General features: G+C 40.7%; 15 protein-coding genes, 1 other RNA gene and 2 pseudogenes. 12 read left to right on the plus strand and 6 right to left on the minus strand.

Annotation, left to right across the window (positions count from 1 at the left end; all coding sequences use genetic code 11):
* Positions 1-30 precede the first annotated feature (30 nt).
* Complete coding sequence (locus CPG39_RS13495; protein WP_096294075.1) at positions 31-1575, minus strand: RNA-directed DNA polymerase; 1545 nt, start codon at positions 1573-1575, stop codon at positions 31-33.
* 679 nt (positions 1576-2254) lie between these two features.
* Here CPG39_RS13495 and CPG39_RS13500 point away from each other — a divergent pair.
* From CPG39_RS13500 to CPG39_RS13545, 10 genes and pseudogenes are all read left to right on the plus strand, one after another.
* The gene (locus tag CPG39_RS13500; RefSeq protein ID WP_096294076.1) at positions 2255-3340 is read left to right on the plus strand and encodes a putative Ig domain-containing protein; all 1086 of its coding nucleotides are present in this window, start codon (positions 2255-2257) and stop codon (positions 3338-3340) included.
* A 262-nt stretch (positions 3341-3602) separates the two neighbouring features.
* Positions 3603-4112 (plus strand): hypothetical protein, encoded by a 510-nt coding sequence (locus CPG39_RS13505; protein ID WP_096294077.1) that lies wholly within the window; start codon positions 3603-3605, stop codon positions 4110-4112.
* A 726-nt stretch (positions 4113-4838) separates the two neighbouring features.
* Positions 4839-5873 carry a tRNA preQ1(34) S-adenosylmethionine ribosyltransferase-isomerase QueA gene (gene queA / locus CPG39_RS13510; protein WP_096294078.1) on the plus strand — a complete coding sequence of 345 codons (1035 nt, stop codon included), beginning with the start codon at positions 4839-4841 and terminating at the stop codon, positions 5871-5873.
* Positions 5870-6955, plus strand: coding sequence for a tRNA guanosine(34) transglycosylase Tgt (gene tgt / locus CPG39_RS13515; protein ID WP_096294079.1), 1086 nt, complete (start codon positions 5870-5872; stop codon positions 6953-6955). Before queA ends, tgt begins: the two co-directional genes overlap by 4 nt.
* A 43-nt stretch (positions 6956-6998) precedes the next feature.
* A complete protein-coding gene (gene yajC, locus CPG39_RS13520; RefSeq protein ID WP_231990317.1) occupies positions 6999-7460 on the plus strand; it encodes a preprotein translocase subunit YajC in 462 nt (153 codons plus the stop codon).
* A gap of 85 nt (positions 7461-7545) precedes the next feature.
* Positions 7546-9633: a protein translocase subunit SecD gene (gene secD, locus CPG39_RS13525; RefSeq protein ID WP_096294081.1), complete on the plus strand. Its 2088-nt coding sequence runs from the start codon at positions 7546-7548 to the stop codon at positions 9631-9633.
* Between the two features lie 25 nt (positions 9634-9658).
* Complete coding sequence (gene secF, locus CPG39_RS13530) at positions 9659-10597, plus strand: protein translocase subunit SecF (RefSeq protein WP_096294082.1); 939 nt, start codon at positions 9659-9661, stop codon at positions 10595-10597.
* A gap of 322 nt (positions 10598-10919) precedes the next feature.
* Positions 10920-11348 carry a hypothetical protein gene (locus tag CPG39_RS13535; RefSeq protein WP_096294083.1) on the plus strand — a complete coding sequence of 143 codons (429 nt, stop codon included), beginning with the start codon at positions 10920-10922 and terminating at the stop codon, positions 11346-11348.
* A gap of 160 nt (positions 11349-11508) precedes the next feature.
* Positions 11509-12309, plus strand: a pseudogene (gene istA / locus CPG39_RS13540) (IS21 family transposase); the annotation flags it as partial.
* Between the two features lie 82 nt (positions 12310-12391).
* Positions 12392-13197: pseudogene (locus tag CPG39_RS13545) on the plus strand (IS3 family transposase); the annotation flags it as partial.
* Between the two features lie 265 nt (positions 13198-13462).
* Here CPG39_RS13545 and ssrS read toward each other — a convergent pair.
* From ssrS to smc, 5 genes are all read right to left on the minus strand, one after another.
* A non-coding RNA gene (gene ssrS, locus CPG39_RS13550) (6S RNA) lies at positions 13463-13639 on the minus strand.
* 17 nt (positions 13640-13656) lie between these two features.
* Entirely contained in the window at positions 13657-13953 is a 297-nt protein-coding gene (locus CPG39_RS13555; RefSeq protein WP_096294084.1) for a cell division protein ZapA, read from the minus strand.
* On the minus strand, positions 13946-14143 hold the full coding sequence (locus CPG39_RS13560; protein WP_096294085.1) for a hypothetical protein: 198 nt from the start codon (positions 14141-14143) through the stop codon (positions 13946-13948). The genes CPG39_RS13555 and CPG39_RS13560 overlap by 8 nt, the downstream gene beginning before the upstream one ends.
* 384 nt (positions 14144-14527) lie before the next feature.
* Positions 14528-15712 carry a cell division protein ZipA C-terminal FtsZ-binding domain-containing protein gene (locus CPG39_RS13565; protein WP_231990318.1) on the minus strand — a complete coding sequence of 395 codons (1185 nt, stop codon included), beginning with the start codon at positions 15710-15712 and terminating at the stop codon, positions 14528-14530.
* 88 nt (positions 15713-15800) lie between these two features.
* The gene (gene smc / locus CPG39_RS13570) at positions 15801-19352 is read right to left on the minus strand and encodes a chromosome segregation protein SMC (protein WP_096294087.1); all 3552 of its coding nucleotides are present in this window, start codon (positions 19350-19352) and stop codon (positions 15801-15803) included.
* 97 nt (positions 19353-19449) lie between these two features.
* Here smc and queF point away from each other — a divergent pair, with 97 nt between their 5' ends.
* Both queF and CPG39_RS13580 read left to right on the plus strand, forming a co-directional pair.
* Entirely contained in the window at positions 19450-19869 is a 420-nt protein-coding gene (queF, locus tag CPG39_RS13575) for a preQ(1) synthase (RefSeq protein WP_096294088.1), read from the plus strand.
* A 154-nt stretch (positions 19870-20023) separates the two neighbouring features.
* On the plus strand, positions 20024-21316 hold the full coding sequence (locus tag CPG39_RS13580) for a LysM peptidoglycan-binding domain-containing protein (protein ID WP_096294089.1): 1293 nt from the start codon (positions 20024-20026) through the stop codon (positions 21314-21316).
* Positions 21317-21350: the final 34 nt, after the last annotated feature.

Here is a 21350-nt window from a genome sequence, read left to right on the forward strand (position 1 = left end):
AGTGTAGCGAGCGTCCGAACGAGCGTCTTGTCAGGTGATTTTAGGTGGATTGAATACATCCAAATATTCCAACATTGTGACTTTCTTTGCTATTGTTCTACACCCAATGAAAAATTTATGTTCACTACAATGGTTGAAAATATTCCCCCGATTATTGAAAATTGATTTAGTAATGGGGTCTTTGTATGCAGGTTTAAACGATAACAACTTATGAAGGTTATTGCTTACAAGAAAATAACTAATCCATGAAATGAGATACTTATTTCGTTCTTCTTCATTAGATAAGGTGCTTAAATATTGTTCCAAATACTCTACTATCTTTTCCTGATGAGTGATACCGAACGAACTTTGCAATACTGATTCGAGTATAGCCATGATTTTAGGGAAAGACTTTATTCTTAGCGTACCTAGCATTAGCAACATGCTTATCACTTTCTCTAGATTATACTCAGAAATACCAACCTTCAAATTACCTTTTTTACTCACGATGTCTGCAAGAAACCGATCGATTACACCTGTCCCTGGGCAGAGTCTGTCAATTTGAATAACCGATAAATAGAGTTCTTGAAACTCCTTCCATGAGTAGCGCCGTCTTTTTTTTGGATGGACTGCGTGATAACGTGAAACCCACTCCCGGAAAAGACCATCTGGAAGTATTGATATACTTGTTTTTTCATCGCTTAGTTCAAGATTGTATTCCTTTAAAGAAAACTGAAGAATCTTAATAATTCTTTTTGCATCAGACTCAGACTTTGCAAGGATTCTGTAGTCATCCTTAAATCGAACGGCTTCACAGATAATACCAGCCTCTTTAATACCTTTTGTAAATTTTACATCGATTGCTGAAGCTACAATTTCCGCAATAATGTCCGATACCACTGGCCCGATTGGAATGCCGTTAGTGCAACCATCATTAGCATTTTGGAATAATTTGTCGAGAAGATTTCCCAGCAAATTAAAATTATGTAAGTTGGTTGGTTGTCGGATAAACTTTTTACCATGAATAGCCCAGGAAATGCTATGCGTGTATAGAGACGGGTAAAAGCTTTTTATGTCTGCCTTGACAATATGGCTATATTTATAGGCTATTGATGTAATATCTTTATCTACCATACCAATAAATTCATAAATAAGTCTTCCGCTTCTTAGATAACCAATTCTGCCTTGATTTCTTGAATCTATAGGTACGGGGAATGCATATGAAGCAACCTGACTATCATTGGGTATCATTGCTTCCACAAGAAACAACCAATTTCTAGCTATGTGATAAGCAATATCATTGTGAATGAACGGATTGATTAAACCAAAGTTTCTATCAGTATATTCTGTTTTCGGGAAATGAACATTAATGCATTCAGTACGATCGACTTTATATTGCTTACCTTTGCTTTTTATCTTGTAATAAAGTTTTGGCTTAATTGGCCTTTTAACTACTTTAAAGCAAGGCGGCAAGACGTAACTTTCTGGAAAGTAACCATTTTCACATAACCAATGATAAACATCCGTTTTCTTTAAAGAGCGCGCAAGTTCCTTTGTAACTCTTCGATGCTCAGTTAGTGGGTTAACTGAAAACAATGATCATATCTCCATAGCATTTTTATTACCTAACCTTGTTTGATCCACTGACAAGATGAACACTTCATTAGTATACACAGAACGGTGACTGCCCAAAACAGTGACAGTCATTTCAATTTGCAGTCAATACAAAAGTTAAATGGGCGTAAAATTTGCTCTTGTGAAAAAATCAAAGAAGCTTTATGTATTAAGAGATGAATGAACAGGCTTCATTATTCTAGGTAAAACGCCCTGCGCTAACTTGCATGTAAGGTCAAGTGGTACAACCGAATCGACCGTCCGCTTTCCGTAGGTATGCTCTCATTTGGTAATAATGGGCGAGTTACTCCTTTGGGTCGATTTCAGTCAATCAATGTTAGATTGAATGGAGATAGGTTTTAGAGCTGCCAAATCAGGCTGCACTACATTTGATTTTATTTGATCCTCTTTGAATCGTATTTAAACTGCTTTATATTTAGCTATTTAATCAAATATAAATTAATTGACATCTTGTTTTATTAAATATTATGAGTCAATCGGAAATTTCCGATATAAACAAGGACAAGGCAGAATTACAACGATCCGGTTGACATTGTAAGAAATTTATACGTAAGTAATTATATTAATAGAGATTAATTATCGTATTAATTATGAGTTCTCTGATCGAACGACTGTTACAGCTGAGAGCTTCAGCTACGTAATGAATTCGAGCGCATTTATTGATCCGGATGGCGATAGGCTTGCTTATAGTGCGGCCCTGATCGATGGAAGTTCACTGCCGGCCTGGCTTAGCTTTGATGCGACAACAGGTGCAATTAGCGGTACACCAGATACACCTGGAAAATTGAGCGTGGTGATTACTGCTAAAGATGCCGGTGACCTGACAGCTGAGGATATCTTCGATATCAATATTAGTAGCCTGGATGTAGATATCAATGGGACATCAGGTGCAGACAAACTGAGTGGCGGGAATGGAAATGATACACTCAGCGGATTAGCAGGTAATGATGTGTTAAACGGTAACGCCGGGAATGATTGGTTGGATGGCGGGAGTGGGATTGATTTCATGGCTGGAGGTGCAGGCGATGATACTTACCTAGTGAATAGTTTCTGGGATAGGGTCGTTGAAAATGCTCATGGCGGCCGCGATGCGGTGATTGCATCCATTTCGTATATACTCGGTGATAATCTGGAGAATTTAGTGTTGTCAGGAGCCTCGGCGATTATTGGTATTGGCAATTCGACTGCCAATCAAATAACAGGGAGTGCGGCTGCCAATATTATATGGGGTGGTGCAGGAAACGATATGTTGTCGGGCAAGGGTGGCGTGGACACTTTGCTTGGCGATACCGGCGATGATTCGTTGGATGGTGGGGTTGGTAATGACCTGCTGATTGGCGGAACAGGCACTGATACTTACTCTTTCGGGCGTGGATTTGGCAAGGATATCATTGTCGAGAATGATTCCACTTTGGGTGTATTGGATACCGTTAAATTTCTGTCAGATATCATCCCGGAACAGATTTGGTTTCAGCGTGGAGGCAATAATCTTGAAGTAAGTATCATTGGTAGCCATGATAAATTGGTAATCAAAGATTGGTACCTGAGTTCGGGCGCTCACGTTGAGCAGTTTAAAACGGCTGGAGGTTTGATGTTGCTGGGTAGCCAAGTTGACAGTTTAGTTACTGCCATGGCGGGTTTTGAACCGCCTGAGAGTGGTCAAACAATACTTCCACCCAGCTACGAAGCTATCCTTGATCCGCTGATTTCTGCTTTCTGGCTATAAGTTGTTTCCTGATGTTTTTGACAGTCTTGGTTTAACTTCCGCGACTTAATCTTATACGATGCGCTTTCTGGGTGATTATTTCTATTGATGATTACCCCTGCATAAAATCTTAATCTTCGCCCCGGCTATTCATATTCATTTTTCTGACATGTAAATGAAGGTATCAAAATAATAAGAAATTTATTGCTCGCGTGACTACATTCCAGGTTAATTTCGCTATAATCTTCAAGCGATAAAGTGAAGAAGTATGAGTGTTTAATGGATGTTGGGTGCAAATAAGCGGCTATATGGAATTGATGGATTAAGTGCTAATTTAGCAAATTGTGCCAACGATTTTTACCAGACTGTTGTATGTATTTATTTTAAATGGAGAGATTATATGAGTATGGAAAGTGAAATCAGAATGAGATTTGGAGGTTTCTGGAACTCCCTTATTTTATTGTTTGTAATTATTATTTGTCTTCGTTTTTCAAGCCTAGAATTTGCTGATGAGCCTTTAATTAAAAGAATTTTTTGTGCATTGCATTTGTTTTTAGGGTGTATAGCTGCGGGTGTTTTACTGGGGATACTGAAAATATTTTTGGCGTTCTCTAATCAGACTTATACCCGTGCCCCCGCATCGGCAAATTTTGTACGAGGCCTTAAATATGGAATAGTTGCGGGCGGTTTATTGATACTTATTGTCGGCATATTGCAATTGCCTGGCTTCCTGGGTGTTTTCCAGCCTATGATTGATGGATTGCTGGCAAAATTAACGGCTGTTTTTGTATAAACGGCTATTTATGAAATAGTGCAGGTATTTGATAGAGGAAATTAATATTTGTTTTGCAAATGATTTCGCCGATTGAAAATGTTAAAATAGCATCGTTTTCCACGTCAAATAGTCAAAGAACGACCTCGCCTCACAGGGCGAGGTGTCAGAGCAGTAAGGGGAGGAAGCTAGAAAAGTGCAACCTGCCGCCTATATTCATAAGAGCCCTGTGTAGGGTATTGTGGCTTTTTCGCAGTGGTTATTACGATTAGAAAGTCTAGCGATACCCGTGTGACCAATAAAAGCATCTAATTCAGATAATGCAACAATTCCATCCTGTCAGCGATGTTGGGTAGGGGAAACTGGGAATCAAAGTTGAGTTCAATAAACAATGCGCTATCGCAAGGCTTAACCTTGCTCATTTGATCAAAACGTAAGCTGCAAACACCTGCCTCAACACTAGGGGGCGCTTTATGAAGGCCAGGATTGCCATATTATGTTATTCACACAGTAAATTGGCGCTCTTACATGGATCACGAAAGATTGCGAATTATGCTGAAGTGGAACAGAAAATAAAACTCAATGAGAGGCTGTTGCATAAATTCGCCGTAGCAGCTTTGTAATGAATCTTGATAAGAGACGTGGTGCTTTATTGAAAAAGTGAGCAGTTTATTGGCTACAGCTGGACATTTCTATCGGTTGTTACCAGCATGGGTGAAAAAACTGTTGACCGGTATAATACATAGGATGAAAACTCAGGATTTTGATTTTTATTTACCTCCCGAATTAATTGCACAATTTCCCACTGAGCAACGTACTGCCAGCCGCCTGCTCTATTTGGATGGTATCACTAATCACTGGCAGGATGCCTTATTTATCAATCTTTCTAATTTCTTGCGCGCTGGGGATGTTTTGGTTTTTAACGATACGCAAGTAATCAAAGCACGCCTGTTGGGTAAAAAAGCCAGTGGCGGCAAAGTGGAGGTGCTGGTGGAACGTGTGCTGGACGATCGTCACGTTGTGGCGACAATCCGTGCCAGTCATGCGCCAAAACTGGATTCACAACTCGTTCTGGCTGATGCAATTTCATTAACCGTAATTGCGCGGGAACAAGAATTTTATACCTTGCGCTTTGAGCATGAAAAAACCGTTGCGGAATTACTGGATAGTTATGGTCAATTACCATTGCCTCCTTATATTGCTCGTCCTGCAACGATGACCGATGAAGTGCGTTATCAAACGGTATATGCTAAAAACCCTGGAGCGGTTGCCGCACCAACGGCCGGTTTGCATTTTGATGTTGATATGCTGGAACAATTGCGAGCTATTGGTGTAACCATGGCATATGTCACTTTACATGTGGGCGCGGGAACATTTCAGCCGATTCGTGTGGAAAATATTGTCGATCACATAATGCATCGTGAGACTTATCACATCCCTCAATTCACAGTTGATGCAATTAAGCAAGCTAAAATATCGGGGGGGCGCATCCTCGCGGTTGGAACGACATCTCTGAGAGCATTGGAGGCGTGCGCATCGCTTCATCAGGGTGGATTAGTTGCGGGTCATGGTGATACACGGATTTTTATCACTCCTGGATATCACTTCCAAATAATTGATCGATTATTAACCAATTTTCACCTGCCTTGTTCGACCTTACTTATGTTGGTTTCGGCTTTCGCCGGTATGGAAAATATTCGGCAAGCTTATCAACACGCGATTAAAGGCCAATATCGCTTTTTTAGTTATGGGGACGCTATGCTAATTGAGAGAAAGTTATGAAATTTCAATTGCATTCTACCGATAAAGCAGCTCGCAGAGGTACACTGACTTTAGCCCATGGCATAGTCGAGACACCCGCTTTTATGCCCGTGGGGACTTATGGTGCGGTCAAAAGTATGTCCCCTGCAGCGTTGCAGGCAGTGCATGCACAGATCGTTCTGGGGAATACGTTTCATCTATGGTTGCGGCCTGGATTGGAGGTAATCGAAGTACATCACGGACTACATGATTTTATTGATTGGCACGGTCCGATATTAACAGACTCAGGTGGATTCCAAGTATATAGCCTTGGGGAGTTGCGTAAAATTGCTGAGCAAGGTGTTCATTTTAAATCGCCGGTCAATGGCGATAACTGCTTTTTGTCTCCGGAAGAATCTATGCGAATCCAGCGCATCTTAAATTCCGATATCGTGATGATCTTTGATGAGTGCACGCCTTATCCAGCAGATGAAGCCGCCACTAAGCTATCGATGGAGCTGAGTCTGCGATGGGCGGAGCGTTCCAAGAAAGCGCACGGCAAAAATCCAAATGCGCTGTTTGGCATCGTGCAAGGGGGGATGTACGAACATCTACGCACCCAATCATTTGCAGGCTTGAATCAGATCGGTTTTGATGGTTACGCTATCGGTGGATTATCTGTCGGCGAGCCCAAAGTGGATATGCAACGTATTCTAAAACACACTGCGCCGCTGCTGCCAACTGATAAACCACGCTATTTGATGGGTGTCGGAACGCCTGCTGATATTGTTCACGCTGTGGCTCAAGGTGTCGATATGTTTGATTGCGTGCTGCCAACCCGCAACGCCCGCAATGGTTGGTTGTATACGCGTAATGGTATCATCAAATTGCGTAACAGCCGCTATCGCTTAGATACATCACCTCCCGATGAGCGCTGCGGATGCTATACTTGCCAGAATTTTAGTCGTGCCTATTTGCACCATTTACAGCGTATCAACGAGATGCTCGGTGCGCACTTGAATACCGTACATAATCTATTTTATTATCATAATCTTATGTCAGAAATTCGCAGCGCGATTGAAAATCGGCGATTTGAAGAATTTGCACAAGAATTTCAGGCATAAGCGGTCATCATGCTAATATGTACCCTTTTAACAAAGGGAGAACATGATGCTGATTAATGATGCATTTGCACAGGCGGCTTCTTCAACAGCGCAAAGTGATGCAGGCTGGGTCACCTTATTACCGATGATCGGTATACTTGTTTTATTTTACTTTCTGCTCATTCGTCCGCAAGCTAAGCGTGCCAAAGAACATAAGCAAATGGTGGAAGAATTGCAAAGAGGCGATGAGGTTATTACCAATGGTGGTATCTTGGGGCAAATACTCAATGTGAGCGAAGCTTACGTTATTATCGAAATTGCTCCGGCTATGGAGGTCACGGTACTTAAATCCTCGGTGCAAACTTTATTGCCTAAAGGAACGCTGAAGAGCATTGAACCGAAAAGCAAGGTGCTCAAATCAAAAACGACGAAATCAGCAACATCTGAAAGTAATAAAGCTGAAACTGTTGATGAAACTGCAGAAGTCATTACCGCTGAAGTTGATAAAAATATCGAAAAGAAATAATTACGTTGAACAAGGAGGAAGTTAGTTATTTTGCCCCTTGTTTTTGTTTGTCTTTTTATCCTTAATTGATACTTAACTAAAATCCATGAACCGCTACGCACTTTGGCAGTACCTGATTATTGCGGTTTCACTGCTACTCGGCTTACTTTACACTTTGCCGAATTTTTATGGCGAATCTCCAGCAATACAGATTTCTCCTATACGAATTTCTATAAGCTCCGATACAGCATTGTTGCAACGGGTTGAAGACACATTAAAACAAGCCAATCTTGAGATGAATGGAATTTTTCTTGAGGAAGGCAGCATTAAGGTTCGTTTTGCCGATACCGATTTGCAGATGAAAGCGAAAGATTTACTAGAATCCGCGCTCGGCAGCGAATATATCATTGCGTTGAACCTGCTTCCCAATTCTCCGCGATGGCTTACAAATCTGGGTGCCTTGCCAATGTATCTGGGATTGGATCTGCGTGGTGGGGTACATTTCATGCTTGCGGTTGATATGGAAGGAGCGCTTGAGAAGTCACTCGATCGTTATAGTATCGATATACGCAGCACATTGCGCGAGAAGAGGATTTCATACACCGGACTTGAAAAGCAAAGTAAGAAACTGGTCGTAAAGTTTCGTGATGTTGAATCACGCTCAAAGGCAGAAGCGGAATTAAAATCAAATTTTGAGGATTTCGCATTAAATATAGAAGATGTCGATAATCGATATCATCTTATTGCCACGATCAAACCGGAGGTTCAAATACGCATGCAGGATTCTGCCGTAATGCAGAACATCACTACACTGCGTAACCGTGTTAATGAATTAGGTGTCGCTGAGCCTATCATTCAGAAAGCTGGTGTAGATCGCGTGATTGTTCAATTACCGGGTGTGCAAGACACTGCCAAAGCAAAAGATATTTTGGGACGGACGGCTACGTTGGAAGTTCGTATGGTTGATGACGAGCATGATCTTGATGCGGCCTTACGTGGCAGGGTTCCTGTTGGAACAGAGCTGCACCAGGAGCGTGGGGGCAGTCCCATTCTCGTTAAAAAACAGGTTCTGCTTACTGGTGAACGCATTACCGATGCGCAACCAGGCTTTGATAAGGATAATCAACCGGCAGTACACATCAGCCTGGATAATAATGGATCGCGCATTTTTAAACAATTAACGCGTGAGAATGTCGGTAGAAGAATGGCCATTCTGTTGATAGAAAAAAATACAGCAGAAGTCGTAACCGCACCGGTTATTCGTGAAGAGATCGGCGGTGGACGGGTTCAGATCAGTGGGCGTATGACCAGCTTGGAGGCGCGGGATGTTGCGCTATTATTGCGTGCAGGTGCATTAGCTGCGCCCATGGATATTATTGAGGAACGCACTGTTGGTCCAAGCTTGGGTGCGGATAATATTGCCCGAGGGTTTAATTCAACCTTGTATGGATTTCTCGCCGTTGCCATTTTCATCATGGTCTATTACACAGCGTTTGGCGTTATTTCTGCTATTGCGCTTGGATTCAACTTGTTGTTACTGGTCGGTTTATTATCGATCATGCAAGCAACATTGACCTTGCCAGGAATGGCTGCACTGGCTTTAACAGTAGGTATGGCAATCGATGCCAATGTGCTGATTAATGAACGTATCAGAGATGAGTTGCGGGCTGGCGCTTCTCCGCAACTGGCGATTCACGCAGGATATGAACGGGCGTTTGGCACCATTCTGGATTCTAATATTACCACCCTGATTGCAGGCATTGCTTTATTTGCGTTTGGTTCTGGACCGGTCAAGGGCTTTGCTGTAGTGCTGTGTCTGGGTATTTTGACGTCCGTGTTTACAGCGATTTTTGTGTCTAGAGGTATGGTTAATTTTATTTATGGAAATCTTCGCAAACTCGACAATGTTCCTATCGGAATGGTCTGGATACCGAAGAACGATTCTTCAGTTAATGGAGTAACCGATTTTTTCCCCGAGAACGAGGCTGCTGAAATTATAATGAGCACAAAATCCAGGCGCAGCGAACAGACCGATCAGAGCAATGTAAAACCGGATGGTGCTGTGGGTCAAACATCAGTCATGGTTGAGGACGAAAGCTTGGTAGAAAGCTCAACTAAAATCGAAACAGTTTCTAATGCTGTTAATAAGGCTAAAAGTAAACGTAAATCAGCCGACACCAAAAAGAACAGATAGCAATAACTGTCACCAAGGATACAACATGGAATTATTTAGATTTAAGCATACCATTCCCTTCATGAAGTGGAGACGGGTGGGTGCAGTCATTTCAATCGCAACGTTTATTCTTTCAGTCTTTTTTATCTCGACGAAGGGGCTCAACCTGGGTGTGGATTTCACAGGAGGAACAGTACTTGAAGTTGGTTATAGTCAGCCCGCAGACTTGGAAAAAATACGTGGTGTATTGACAGGTCTCGAGATGTCGGATGCAAGTGTACAAAATTTTGGTACCTCACGAGAAGTTTTAATACGATTGCCTATCAAACCAGAGTTTTCCAGTGCTCAATTATCTGAAATTGTTTTAAATGCGCTGCGCGGAGTTGATTCTTCGGTTGAAATGAGGCGGGTGGAATTTGTTGGTCCGCAAGTAGGTCAGGAGTTATTGGAAAATGGTGCTCTCGCTTTGTTATTCGTTTCATTAGGCATCGTGGCATATCTGGCTATACGATTTGAGTGGAAATTTGGCATAGCAGGCATTATTGCAAATTTACATGATGTTATTATCATTCTCGGTTTCTTTGCCTTTTTTCAATGGGAGTTTTCATTGACTGTACTGGCTGCCGTTTTAGCTATACTGGGCTACTCAGTGAACGAATCAGTAGTTATTTTTGATCGTATTCGAGAAAATTTTCGTAAGCTTCGGAAAGCTTCGGTGACGCAAGTAATTGATGGCGCAATTACGCAAACTATGTCGCGTACGATTATCACGCATGGCAGTACACAAATGGTTGTAATTGCAATGCTCATATTTGGTGGTGAAGTACTGTATTATTTTTCGTTAGCTCTGACGATCGGCATACTATTTGGCATTTACTCCTCAATTATGGTGGGCAGTTCTATCATCGTACTTCTTGGCGTCAAGCGCGAGGATCTACTTAAGCCGGAGAAAAAGCCATTGGAAAATGATGGAGCAGTTGTATAGAAGAATTTCTGCGCCAGTTACTCCTGATAAGCTTGTAACTGCAGGATAGCTATGGATATATCATTGTATATCTGTGTCGACAAGATTCTGCTCAACGATTACATCTTAGTTCTCGTCGATGAGGAAAATTGATTGTCGATGTTAAAGATGACCTCACAAACTGCGGGTTCTGCCAATGAGGTCTGCGATTCATGTTTCTTGATTTTTTGTTGCATAATCTCGCTATTCTCCGCAGAATTATAGGAACTTCCGCACCCCGTCTGTAGCAAATATTTAAGTCCGGCAGGTCGGCTTTGTTAACGATTTAGAGAGAAAAGGAAACATGTCCACATCGAATAATACAGTATCGAGTGCAAAAAATATTTGGCCCAAACTGATTACATTTTCATTTATATTGTTGGTTATCGTCATTGCAGTAAGTCTGCTTCCACGAGGTTTCTCGCAGGATCTTTCAGTCATAGGTCAAGGGACTAACGCGGTTGTATTGGTGCATGACGGCAATATACTTCAAAGCACTGACACCATGATTGCCATGAATGCGGTAAGAGATGATTTCGAAGAACATGTTGCATTTATCGTAGCTGATATCAATACGCCAGAAGGCAAGCGGTTTGCAGATAGCCGTGGGTTAGGTGCGGCAGCATTGGCTTTTTTTACAGCGAATGGAGATCAACTGCAAGTATTATATTCCGAACAAACGAGTGAATCTTTGCGGCGGCATTTAAATACAATTTTCGATTACAACTATTAGCAGGTTGAGGTGTGCTGATTTTCAAGAAGCCTGAATATAAATAGCGGAGTAAAAATGTACCACTGATGTGCACGAAATTTCGCGGCAATCGCGGAGTAAACGTGTACCAAGCTGAAGCCTGTAAGCTGATGCGATGAGCATTAAGTGAAAGGCGATGAGGATGTATACAGTGGAACTATATGTAAAGATTCGACGAGCGGTGATGGTGGAAGGCAGAAGTGAACGCGAAGTTGCGCAATATTTTGGAGTTTACCGCAAGACTGTTAAGAAGATGTGCCAATATGCGGTGCCGCCAGGTTACCGGCGCAAGAGAGAGCTCATTTCCCCAAAGCTAGTTGGATTCACTGGCGTCATTGATGCCATTATGGAAGCTGACAAGCAAGTTCATGCCAAACAACGCCATACTGCGGTGCGGATACTGGAACGGTTGCGCGATGAACACGGGTTTACCGGCGGCTATACCATCGTACGCAACTATGTTAACAAGGCTGCAATTCGGCAAAAAGAGATGTTCATGCCGTTGGCGCACCTGCCTGGTCATGCTCAGGTAGATTTTGGTGAAGCCGATGGCTATATTGGTGGCAGACTGGTTCGATTCCATTATTTCTGTCTTGATATGCCCCATTCGGATGGCTGTTTTGTCAGAGCATATCCAACTGAAGACACTGAATACTTTCTGGATGGGCATGTTGCTGCGTTTGCGTTCCTAGGCGGAGTACCGCAATCGATTCTGTATGACAACACCAAGATTGCGGTGGCCAAGATACTGGGCGATGGCAAACGCCAGCGTACCAAAGCATTCAGTGAACTGCAAAGCCATTACTTGTTTGAAGACAAGTTTGGGCGACCAGCCAAAGGAAACGACAAGGGGAATGTTGAGGGGATGATTGGCTACAGTCGCCGCCACTTCATGGTGCCGCTACCTATTGCTGCTGATTTTAATGCCTTGAATGCAAAATTGCTGGATGGGTGGGTAATCCCCCCCAAAACTAGAAGAGCAAAGCAGTAGAATTTTCTATCGTAGATGAAGAGGAATTTTACTGATGAAAAAGCAGCGATTTACGGAAAGCCAGATCATGCAAATACTGAAGCAAGCTGAAGGAGGAATTCCAGTGGCTGATTTATGCCGAGAGTATGGAATGAGTAGTGCAAGTTTTTATAAATGGCGTAGCAAGTATGGTGGGATGGATGCTGCCTTGCTATTTGAAATGAAGGCGATGGCTGAGGAAAACAAACGGTTAAAGCGGATGTATGCGGAAAGCCAGATGCAAAATGAGCTGTTGAAGGAGGCGCTCGGAAAAAAGTGGTAAAGCCCTCACAGCGTAAAGTAATGGCACAGCGAGCAGTACAGAATAAGTCTGTCAGTATCGTTTTGGCCTGTACGACATTTGGCATTTCCGAGAGCTGCTATCGTTATCGATCAATGCGCAACGATGAGAACGAGGAAATTGCCGATTGGTTACTCCGTTTGACGGCTTTCCACAAGCGCTGGGGCTTTGGTTTGTGTTTCCTTTATTTGCGTAATGTGAAGGGTTTTGGATGGAATCACAAGCGGGTGTATCGTATTTACCGTGAGCTGGAGCTGAATTTACGAATTAAGCCGCGTAAGCGGCTGAAGTGGGAGAAACCGGAGCCATTGGCTGTGCCAGAACGGCCCAATGACACATGGTCGATGGACTTTATGGCTGATCAGCTCACCAATGGCAGATCTTTTCGAACCTTTAATGTGTTGGACGACTTTAACCGTGAGGGGTTAGGAATCGAAGTGGATGTATCGCTTCCATCAGAACGCGTTACACGGGCTCTGGATCGGATTATTGAATGGCGTGGCAAACCCAGGAAGATTCGTTGAGACCTTTGCACGGTGTCATGAGCGGTACGAGAATAAGGCAAAAATTTGCGAAAAAGCGGAGTTTACCCGGGGTAAATGAGCATTTTTCGCGAATTTTTAACGCAATTATCGTGCCGCGTAGTAACCGTGCAAAGGTCTCTCGTTGTGATAACGGGCCGGAAAATATCAGTGGGCTCTATTTCTGACAGCGCACATCAAATTCGTAAGTATATAAAAATAAAAAAGACAAGAAACGTTTTATAAACATTTCTTGTCCTGAAATAAGCTCCCCACATATGCCGTTAGACCATCATCTTGAACCATGAGGTCCAAGGCGGTTGCTTCATGGATACATCAGGCACATCCATTAATGGCGCGCACAACAGTATCACTAAAATCCACAACCATTTTCTAAAAATGGTTCAAAGAATATAAGTCTTAACGAACACCGCAGGGATTAACCCTTTACTTTTATTTCTAAGCTTCCATTGCTATTGCTTCATCAACTTTCTTTTCTAGAGTAATAATTCTACGCTTAAATTCATCCATGTCAAAACTTGTGATGTTTCTTAATATTAACAATTCATGTGTAATTTTAAGCATTGCAATGATCTCGATGTGATCGGAATCGATAATTTTTTCTTCCGCTTTGATATCTTTTATTTTATTGTCTAGATAAACGGCAGCGAGTTGAAGTTCTTCACATTCTTTGTCAGTGCATACGATACTGAGTTCACGACCAATAATATTTACATTGAATATAGAGTTATTCATTTTCAGGAATATTTAACAAAAGTGCTTCAAGTCGGTCAGCAGCGACATGTATTTTCTCATTTAATTTTTCACATTGATGATGAGAATTCGCCAATTCTTTCTGTAGCTTATTATTTTCTACGCGAGTATCTTGATACATACGTAAAAGTAAAGAAACTTTTTCTTCTAAAGATTTCAGTTCTGTTTCCATAGGGCATAAATTTTTGAACTATTAAAAGGTCATTGAGTAACCCAATCTAAGATTCTGTTATCGTGCCCTAATTTCCGATCAAAACAGCAATTGATAGTTATTCTTATTTTTTTATGAGTATAATTTTTGTACTACATATAATTTGCAGTGAGTATCATTACATAAGAATTGAGATTTACTCTGATCGCTACTACATCAATAATAATCTTTCTATGAATAAATATTAATTAATTATCATTTACTTATATTAAAATCTTAAGATTTGTTCCGAGAATAATTCTATAACAGTATGTTTTTAATGTTTATTTTATAAATAAACATTAGACTTTGTAGCGATTACGGATACTAAAACACTTATCTTTAGTATTATTGTGAAAATTTTTCTTAAATAAATAATCGTAAGGCGCTAGGACTACCTGCGTTAATATGATTATTTTTCATTAAAGTTTGTATTTCCAGCAATTGCTGTTTACTTTTTTGAAATCCACTATCGCTTAACGGAACTCGATTATCATCAACTACAATTCCACCAAGGGTATTGGAGAAAATCTTGGCCAAATGTGTCATTTGATCAAATACTCTTTCTCCATGGGCAACTCTTGGGACATCCAACAGGAAAGTTACACCATGCGTAGTTAATGCTTTAATATTCTCAGGCAGGAACGGAGATGATTCATAATTATTCAATGTAAACAGAATATTATTACTATCATCGCGATATTTGAATAATCCATCTGTTTCGAGTCTGAATCCGGAAGCTTCTGCCAGTGCCCGAATCTTAGTACCAGCAAATGCACCGTCGTCTTTGCTAATGATATTAATGCCTATCATGACATCGACTTCAGCACAAAACTTATCGAGCATAACGGCTTTCTCATGCGCACTCACAATATCAGGACATTCAGCAGAAGCATTTACCTGTGATGCAAAATCTAGAACCAAGTCCCTGAATTTGGACAAATTAACCTCACTGATAGGGCCGGCCCTGTCGGCAAGCTGTAAGCAGCCTTTCAAATGACAGTAACCGTCACTATCCACATTGGATTCATTGGAAATTTCTTCCCATGGTTCATTTTTATCCTGTTGCCCCAACCAATAAACTGGTTTTCCAAAGTCAAATTTTCTTTGTAATAGCTTGGCAATGTGAGTATTGGCAATAACTGAGTCTGATCGAATATTAACGATGTAATTAGTATTACTGTCATAGTCAATCAGCGGTGAGGTTGTTGCAGAATTAATAGGGGTGCTTGTTTGGGGAATATTGATTGTTGAATGTGCAGGGGGTGTAACCGATGTTTTTTTTGATTCAATCGGTGGCAAATCAACTTGATCATCAGCTTGAGTCAAAGAATCAAGCGCTACATCTGAAAATTTTTTATTGAATTTTGGTTCAATACGTTGAAAAGGTTCGTCAGAATGATGTGTGTCTAAAAGGATATCGTCATGTTTATGATCAAATGCTGCTTGTATTTCCCGACGATAACGCAGTTGTTGCAGCCAGTTGAAAACGGCAACGGCAACGATAATTATGACGCCGATAATGATTAAACTTACCTGCAAATCACTCATGCTAAGAATCTCCATATTACCTCCTTACTATTTCTTAAAGTTACTATTGGGCACTACAGATTATGTTAGTTCTACACTATTAATATAATCAATTGGTTACGGTCTGTTTATCGCGTTTCCCCAAACTAATAGCATCAGAGAGATCGACAGTTACTATTCTTGATACACCTTGTTCTTGCATTGTAACGCCAATTAATCGTTGTGCCATCTCCATGGTTATCTTGTTATGACTGATAAATAAAAATTGGGTGTGGCGGGTCATATTTTTTACTATTTCGCAAAATCGCTTGGTATTGTTGTCATCAAGGGGGGCGTCTACTTCATCCAATAAGCAAAATGGAGCCGGATTTAATCGGAATAATGAAAAAATCAATGCCAATGCTGTTAGCGCTTTTTCTCCACCGGATAATAAATGTATAGAACTGTTCTTTTTTCCTGGCGGTTGTGCCATCAGCAGTAAGCCTGAATCGAGAATTTTATTGTCACAAAATTCAAGCCGCGCTCTTCCTCCCGTAAAAATAACTGGAAAAATTTCATCCAGGTATTTGTTTATTAGATAGAAAGTGTCGTTCAAGCGGTTTTGGGTCTCGCGATCAATCTGTTGAATGGCATTATCCAACGTAGCAATGGCCGCACCTATATCATGTAACTGTACCAGTAAATTGGATTCTCGTGCACGTGCAATTTCAAGTTCCTTTAGTGCCCCGAGATTGACGGAACCGAGCTCTGCAATTTTTGTATTGATCTGATCAATCTCGGATTGTAATGCTGTCGTATTTTTTTTATTAAGGAGTGGTAACAGCAATTCCACTTCAACGTCTGCCTCATTGATTAGTGCGTCAAATTGGCTCATTGTAATTGCTGCCGCTTGCTCCTTGAGTTGGAATTTACTTATGGTTTCTCGCAATGAGTAAGATTTTTGTTCCGATGTTATGCGAATATTTTCTATTTTCTGTAATTCTTTTACGATATTACTGGCCTCGTGGCGAACCTGTAATGTGGTTTGTTCCACTAATTTGCGTTGCGCTTGAATATCTTGTAACTGGGTATTGATTCGACTTGTATCTAGTTTTTCTTTTTCCCCGACTAAGTTAGTATGATTTTCCATAAGCTTTTGAAGATCTGCTTCAATAGATTGAATGTGAATTTCAATCTCAATGATTTTGTTCTGGCAAGTTTTAACATGAAAAGCAGTTTCTTGTGCTTCGTGTGTGGATTGCAATATTTTTTGGCGTAAATTTATAAGTGCACGATTGGTTGCTTCCCAAGTGGATTGAGCTTGTTTCTCATCATTTCTAAGTGTTTCGATTTGTATCAAATTATTTTCAAATCTTGTTTTTGCAGATTTCTGCAGTGAAATCTCATGATCCAGCGCTCGCCTGATCTCAGTCAATTCGAAGTTAATTTGCTCATTGCGGTGTGTCGTGCGCTCATTGACCTGGGTAAGTTTAACGACCTCAAGTTGTTGTTTGTGGCATTGTTCCTGCAATTGTTTGTTATTCTCGTTAACCGATTTGAGAGTACTTGCCAGTTCTATATGCTGGTGTTCTGCCTTAGATAATAAAATGCGCTGTTTCTGCAGAGATAATTCGTGTTGATCAATTTCTGTTTGTATTTGTATAAGTTCTTGCTGTCTAGACAATACACCGTGGAAATCCGAGTTAGGCGCATAAAAGGTAAAGCTATTATGAGTAATAATATGTCCTTGCCGAGTTACAATTATTTCATCCGGTTTTAAAGCTACGCGCTTGATAAGACCTTCTTTCGTGTCTTCTGTGACATAAACCGCGTATAGCCAATTTTCTAAAACCTGCCAGATTTCAGGTTGAGCAACCGTGAGGAAAACAAGTAACTTCTTACAGCCTAAGAGGTTATGAGTTGCTGATTGTGGTACCGCATCCGATAAATTGGGCTGATTCTTATCAAAAATTGTCCATTTTAAGTTTGGGGCATCATTTGTCCAGTTTAAAACATAATCCAGTTGTTCGCATTCGATACTGTTGAGCCGTTCGCGTAATACAGCCTCCAAAGCGTTTTCCCATTCTGGCGGGATATGTATTTTCTGCCATAAACGGGGTAACAGATTCAATTTATGTTTACTGAGCCATGTACTGAGATCCTGATTATTATTAAGTTTTTTCTGCAGGTCATTCAGTGCGGAAAAGCGGGCAATAGCCTGAGATAATGTATGCTGCAGCGCTTGAATATTGTCGGTAATGTGTTGTTTATTTTTGGTTGCATCAGACAGGTGGTTTTCTAAATTTTGACATTTCAGAATTCCATCTTTTAAAGCGCGTTCGATGTGTGCAACTTCTAATTGTAGCTTCGTCAACATGGAGGATTCAATTGAGATTAACTCATTCTGTTCATTGGATAAGCGCACAAATCGAGTTTCTAGCTGTTGAATATTTTTTTTTGCATGTAAAAGATGATTTTCTTCAAGTTGATTGGTTTGTTCAAGAATTAAAAGACTGTCTCGGTATGCGTTCAGTTTTTTCTGACGGTTGAAGAACTCAGTCTCAACAGCAGGAAGTTTATTATTTTCCTCGTTATAAGCGAGGATACTGCATTGGTGAGATAGCTCAGCATCCGTTTTTTCTTGTTGCCAGTGCTGAAGATTTTCTGATTTTGTTTCTTTTAATTGATGGTTTTCCTGGAGCTTAGCATCATTTTGCTGAATTTGTTTTGTTAAGCGATCTTGTGTGTTTCTTAAATAGGTAATTTCTTGTTGCAGGCGTCCTATTTCAGCATCGGCAGAATATAATTTCCCTTGTATTTGAAGCAATTGTTCATTGATAGTCTGTTCTTTTTTGCGCGCAGTTTCGTAATTTTTTTCTGCAGTGTGTTGAGCCGAGAGTGTGATGCTCAATTCCGTTTCAAATTTTTGAATTTCTTTTTTTGCAGCATCGCGTTGATGCATAGCGTCGGTTCTGCGTTGTAACCACAGCAAAGATTGGGATTTATGCGCTGCATCTTGCAGCAATTGGTACTGCATGGCAGTATCCGCTTGTATCTCCAGGCGTTGCAACTGGGTTTTTAACTCCTGATGAATATCTTCCAAGCGTATTAGATTTTTTCGGGTTTCAGTCAGACGCAACGAAGTATCGTGCCTTCTTTCTCGGTACTGAGAAATTCCAGCAGCTTCTTCTAGAAAATTTTTTAATTCCAGTGGCTTTGCTTCAATGATCCGTGAGATCATGCCTTGTTCAATGATGGCATAGCCATGACTACCCACGCCGGTACCTAAGAAAAGATCAGAAATATCACGTCGCCGAACCTGAAGGTTGTTAATGAAATAACTTGAAGTACCATTTCGGTGAAGAACACGTTTTATTGCAATTTCGGTATAGCTGGACCATTGACCAGTAATTTTGTTTAAGTGATTATCAAATATAATTTCAACACTGGCACGCCCAATTGCTTTTCGATTCTCCGATCCTGAGAAAATAACATCTTGCATCGAATCTCCCCTTAGGGCTGAAGCTTTTGATTCTCCCAAAACCCACCGTACAGCATCGATGACGTTTGATTTTCCGCAGCCATTCGGGCCGACAATACCTACCAGATCATGGGAAATTGGAACGGTAGTTGGTTCTGCAAAAGACTTGAAACCGGCTAACTTGATATAGGCGAGGCGCAATTTTTCAGTTTATGAGATAAGGCAGTTATAATAGATAAAGCGCATCAGGCGATGAACATTTATTGTAACTGAATTAATTTATCTATGAGTATGAAGAATGGCTAGCAAACCTGAGAAAAACCTTGAAACATTTCCAAATCCATTTATTAATCGGGATTATCACATTCATATGGAAATTCCTGAATTTACTTGTTTGTGTCCCAAAACAGGACAGCCAGATTTTGCGACTCTGATTCTGGATTATGTTCCGGATAAAAAATGCATTGAACTTAAAAGCTTAAAATTGTATATCTGGTCATACCGGAATGATGGTGTATTTCATGAAGCGGTGACAAACTTAATTCTTGATGACCTCATCGCAGCTTTGAAGCCGAGATATATTCGATTGATAGCGCGTTTTTATGTGCGTGGTGGCATTTTTACAAATATTATCGTGGATCATCGCAAAAAAGGATGGAAGTCTAAGTCTATGATTCCTATGGTAGAGCTATCGGGGAAGTTAAATTTTCGAGAATGATTATTAATTATTGATATAAAGATAATCATCTAACATTATGATATGTAATGGTATATATATATTTTGCAATATGGCAGTATGAAAAAAACAGTTTGCAAATAGTCAATTTTTATATATCCTGTCATGCGATATAGATATATAAAAGTATATATAGATGATTATAAAAAGAAATGTCATTTCTGCTATATTATTCTTACTGATTTCTGCTGCGTCTTCTTTTTTATCGTTTAATGCATTTGCAGACCGGTTATTGCACGATAAAGCTCAGCATAGTTCAAATGTGTGGGAACGTATTCGTAACGGGTTTGCATTGGCACTCCCACCTTCCCCGAATAATAAAGCAGTTCGCAAGATTGCGCTCAATTATATACAGAATCCCCAGGCATTTAACAGCATTGTCGCAAATGGTGAACGTTATTTGTTTTATATAATGGAGGAAGTTGAGCGCCGGGGAATGCCTATGGAAATAGCATTGCTACCGATAATAGAAAGCGCTTATGATCCTTTGATAAAATCAAATAGCCAAACAGCGGGACTGTGGCAATTTATTCCGGAAACAGGGCGAATCCTGGGCTTGGAACAGAATGTTTGGCATGACGACCGGCGCGACATCGTGGCATCAACTCAGGCGGCTCTTGATTATCTTCAATATCTGTATCAAAGATTCGATAATTGGAAGCTGGCATTAGCGGCTTATAATCTGGGCGAAGGCGCTGTAGGTAAAATTCTGGCAAAGCACATGCACAAAGGAAGGGCCGTTAATTTTTATGATGTAAATTTACCGGTTGAGGTAAAGCATTATGTTTACAAGATATTGGCCGTAAAGGATATTGTTGCTAATGCTAAAAAATATGGTATACAGCTACGGTCAATACCTAATCGCCCGTATTTTGATACTGTAAAGATTCATGAACACATCGATATTCCGCTCGTTACACGCCTTGCTAATATCTCCGAGATTGAATTCACAGCGTTAAATCCGGCTTATAATCGTTACGTTATCAAAGTCAATAATGAGCCTCGTACTTTATTGATACCCAGAGAAAAAAAAGAGATATTTGTTAGAAATCTGGAAACTTATCATGATCCTCGAGTTTCATGGCAATTTTATCGAGTCAAGAAAGGAGAAAAAATTAGTGAGATTGCTACCCGGCATGAGACTACGGTAAAACAGCTACAAACAATCAATGGGATTGCTCGAAACAAAAATCTTACACTAGGCCAGAAAATATTAGTGCCTCAAATTGTGGCAGGTAATCAAATAACTCGATCATCCTGGAAGAAACAGATGCAACGTAACCAATCTGTTGTTTATGTTGTGAAAAAAGGTGATACCTTGTATGAAATTGCAAAGCGCTATCGCACAACAGTTGATCAAATTAAACACTGGAATAATAGCGATGAAAATTTGTCAATAGGTCAGAAACTGGTCATGCTAAGAGGCTAAATATCTCTGCGGGCGGGCATGCAACTTGTAAGTA

The sequence above is a fragment of the Nitrosomonas ureae genome (assembly GCF_900206265.1).
Lineage (GTDB): Bacteria > Pseudomonadota > Gammaproteobacteria > Burkholderiales > Nitrosomonadaceae > Nitrosomonas > Nitrosomonas ureae_C.

Bases quoted from the DNA above. Each gene is read 5' to 3' on its own strand.
- CPG39_RS13580 (WP_096294089.1), top strand. From the start codon at position 20,024: ATGATTATAAAAAGAAATGTCATTTCTGCTATATTATTCTTACTGATT.
- CPG39_RS13535 (WP_096294083.1), top strand. From the start codon at position 10,920: ATGTCCACATCGAATAATACAGTATCGAGTGCAAAAAATATTTGGCCC.
- CPG39_RS13560 (WP_096294085.1), bottom strand. From the start codon at position 14,143: ATGGAAACAGAACTGAAATCTTTAGAAGAAAAAGTTTCTTTACTTTTA.
- tgt (WP_096294079.1), top strand. From the start codon at position 5,870: ATGAAATTTCAATTGCATTCTACCGATAAAGCAGCTCGCAGAGGTACA.
- yajC (WP_231990317.1), top strand. From the start codon at position 6,999: ATGATGCTGATTAATGATGCATTTGCACAGGCGGCTTCTTCAACAGCG.
- secD (WP_096294081.1), top strand. From the start codon at position 7,546: ATGAACCGCTACGCACTTTGGCAGTACCTGATTATTGCGGTTTCACTG.
- CPG39_RS13500 (WP_096294076.1), top strand. From the start codon at position 2,255: ATGAATTCGAGCGCATTTATTGATCCGGATGGCGATAGGCTTGCTTAT.
- queF (WP_096294088.1), top strand. From the start codon at position 19,450: ATGGCTAGCAAACCTGAGAAAAACCTTGAAACATTTCCAAATCCATTT.
- queA (WP_096294078.1), top strand. From the start codon at position 4,839: ATGAAAACTCAGGATTTTGATTTTTATTTACCTCCCGAATTAATTGCA.
- CPG39_RS13505 (WP_096294077.1), top strand. From the start codon at position 3,603: ATGTTGGGTGCAAATAAGCGGCTATATGGAATTGATGGATTAAGTGCT.
- secF (WP_096294082.1), top strand. From the start codon at position 9,659: ATGGAATTATTTAGATTTAAGCATACCATTCCCTTCATGAAGTGGAGA.
- CPG39_RS13555 (WP_096294084.1), bottom strand. From the start codon at position 13,953: ATGAATAACTCTATATTCAATGTAAATATTATTGGTCGTGAACTCAGT.
- CPG39_RS13565 (WP_231990318.1), bottom strand. From the start codon at position 15,712: ATGAGTGATTTGCAGGTAAGTTTAATCATTATCGGCGTCATAATTATC.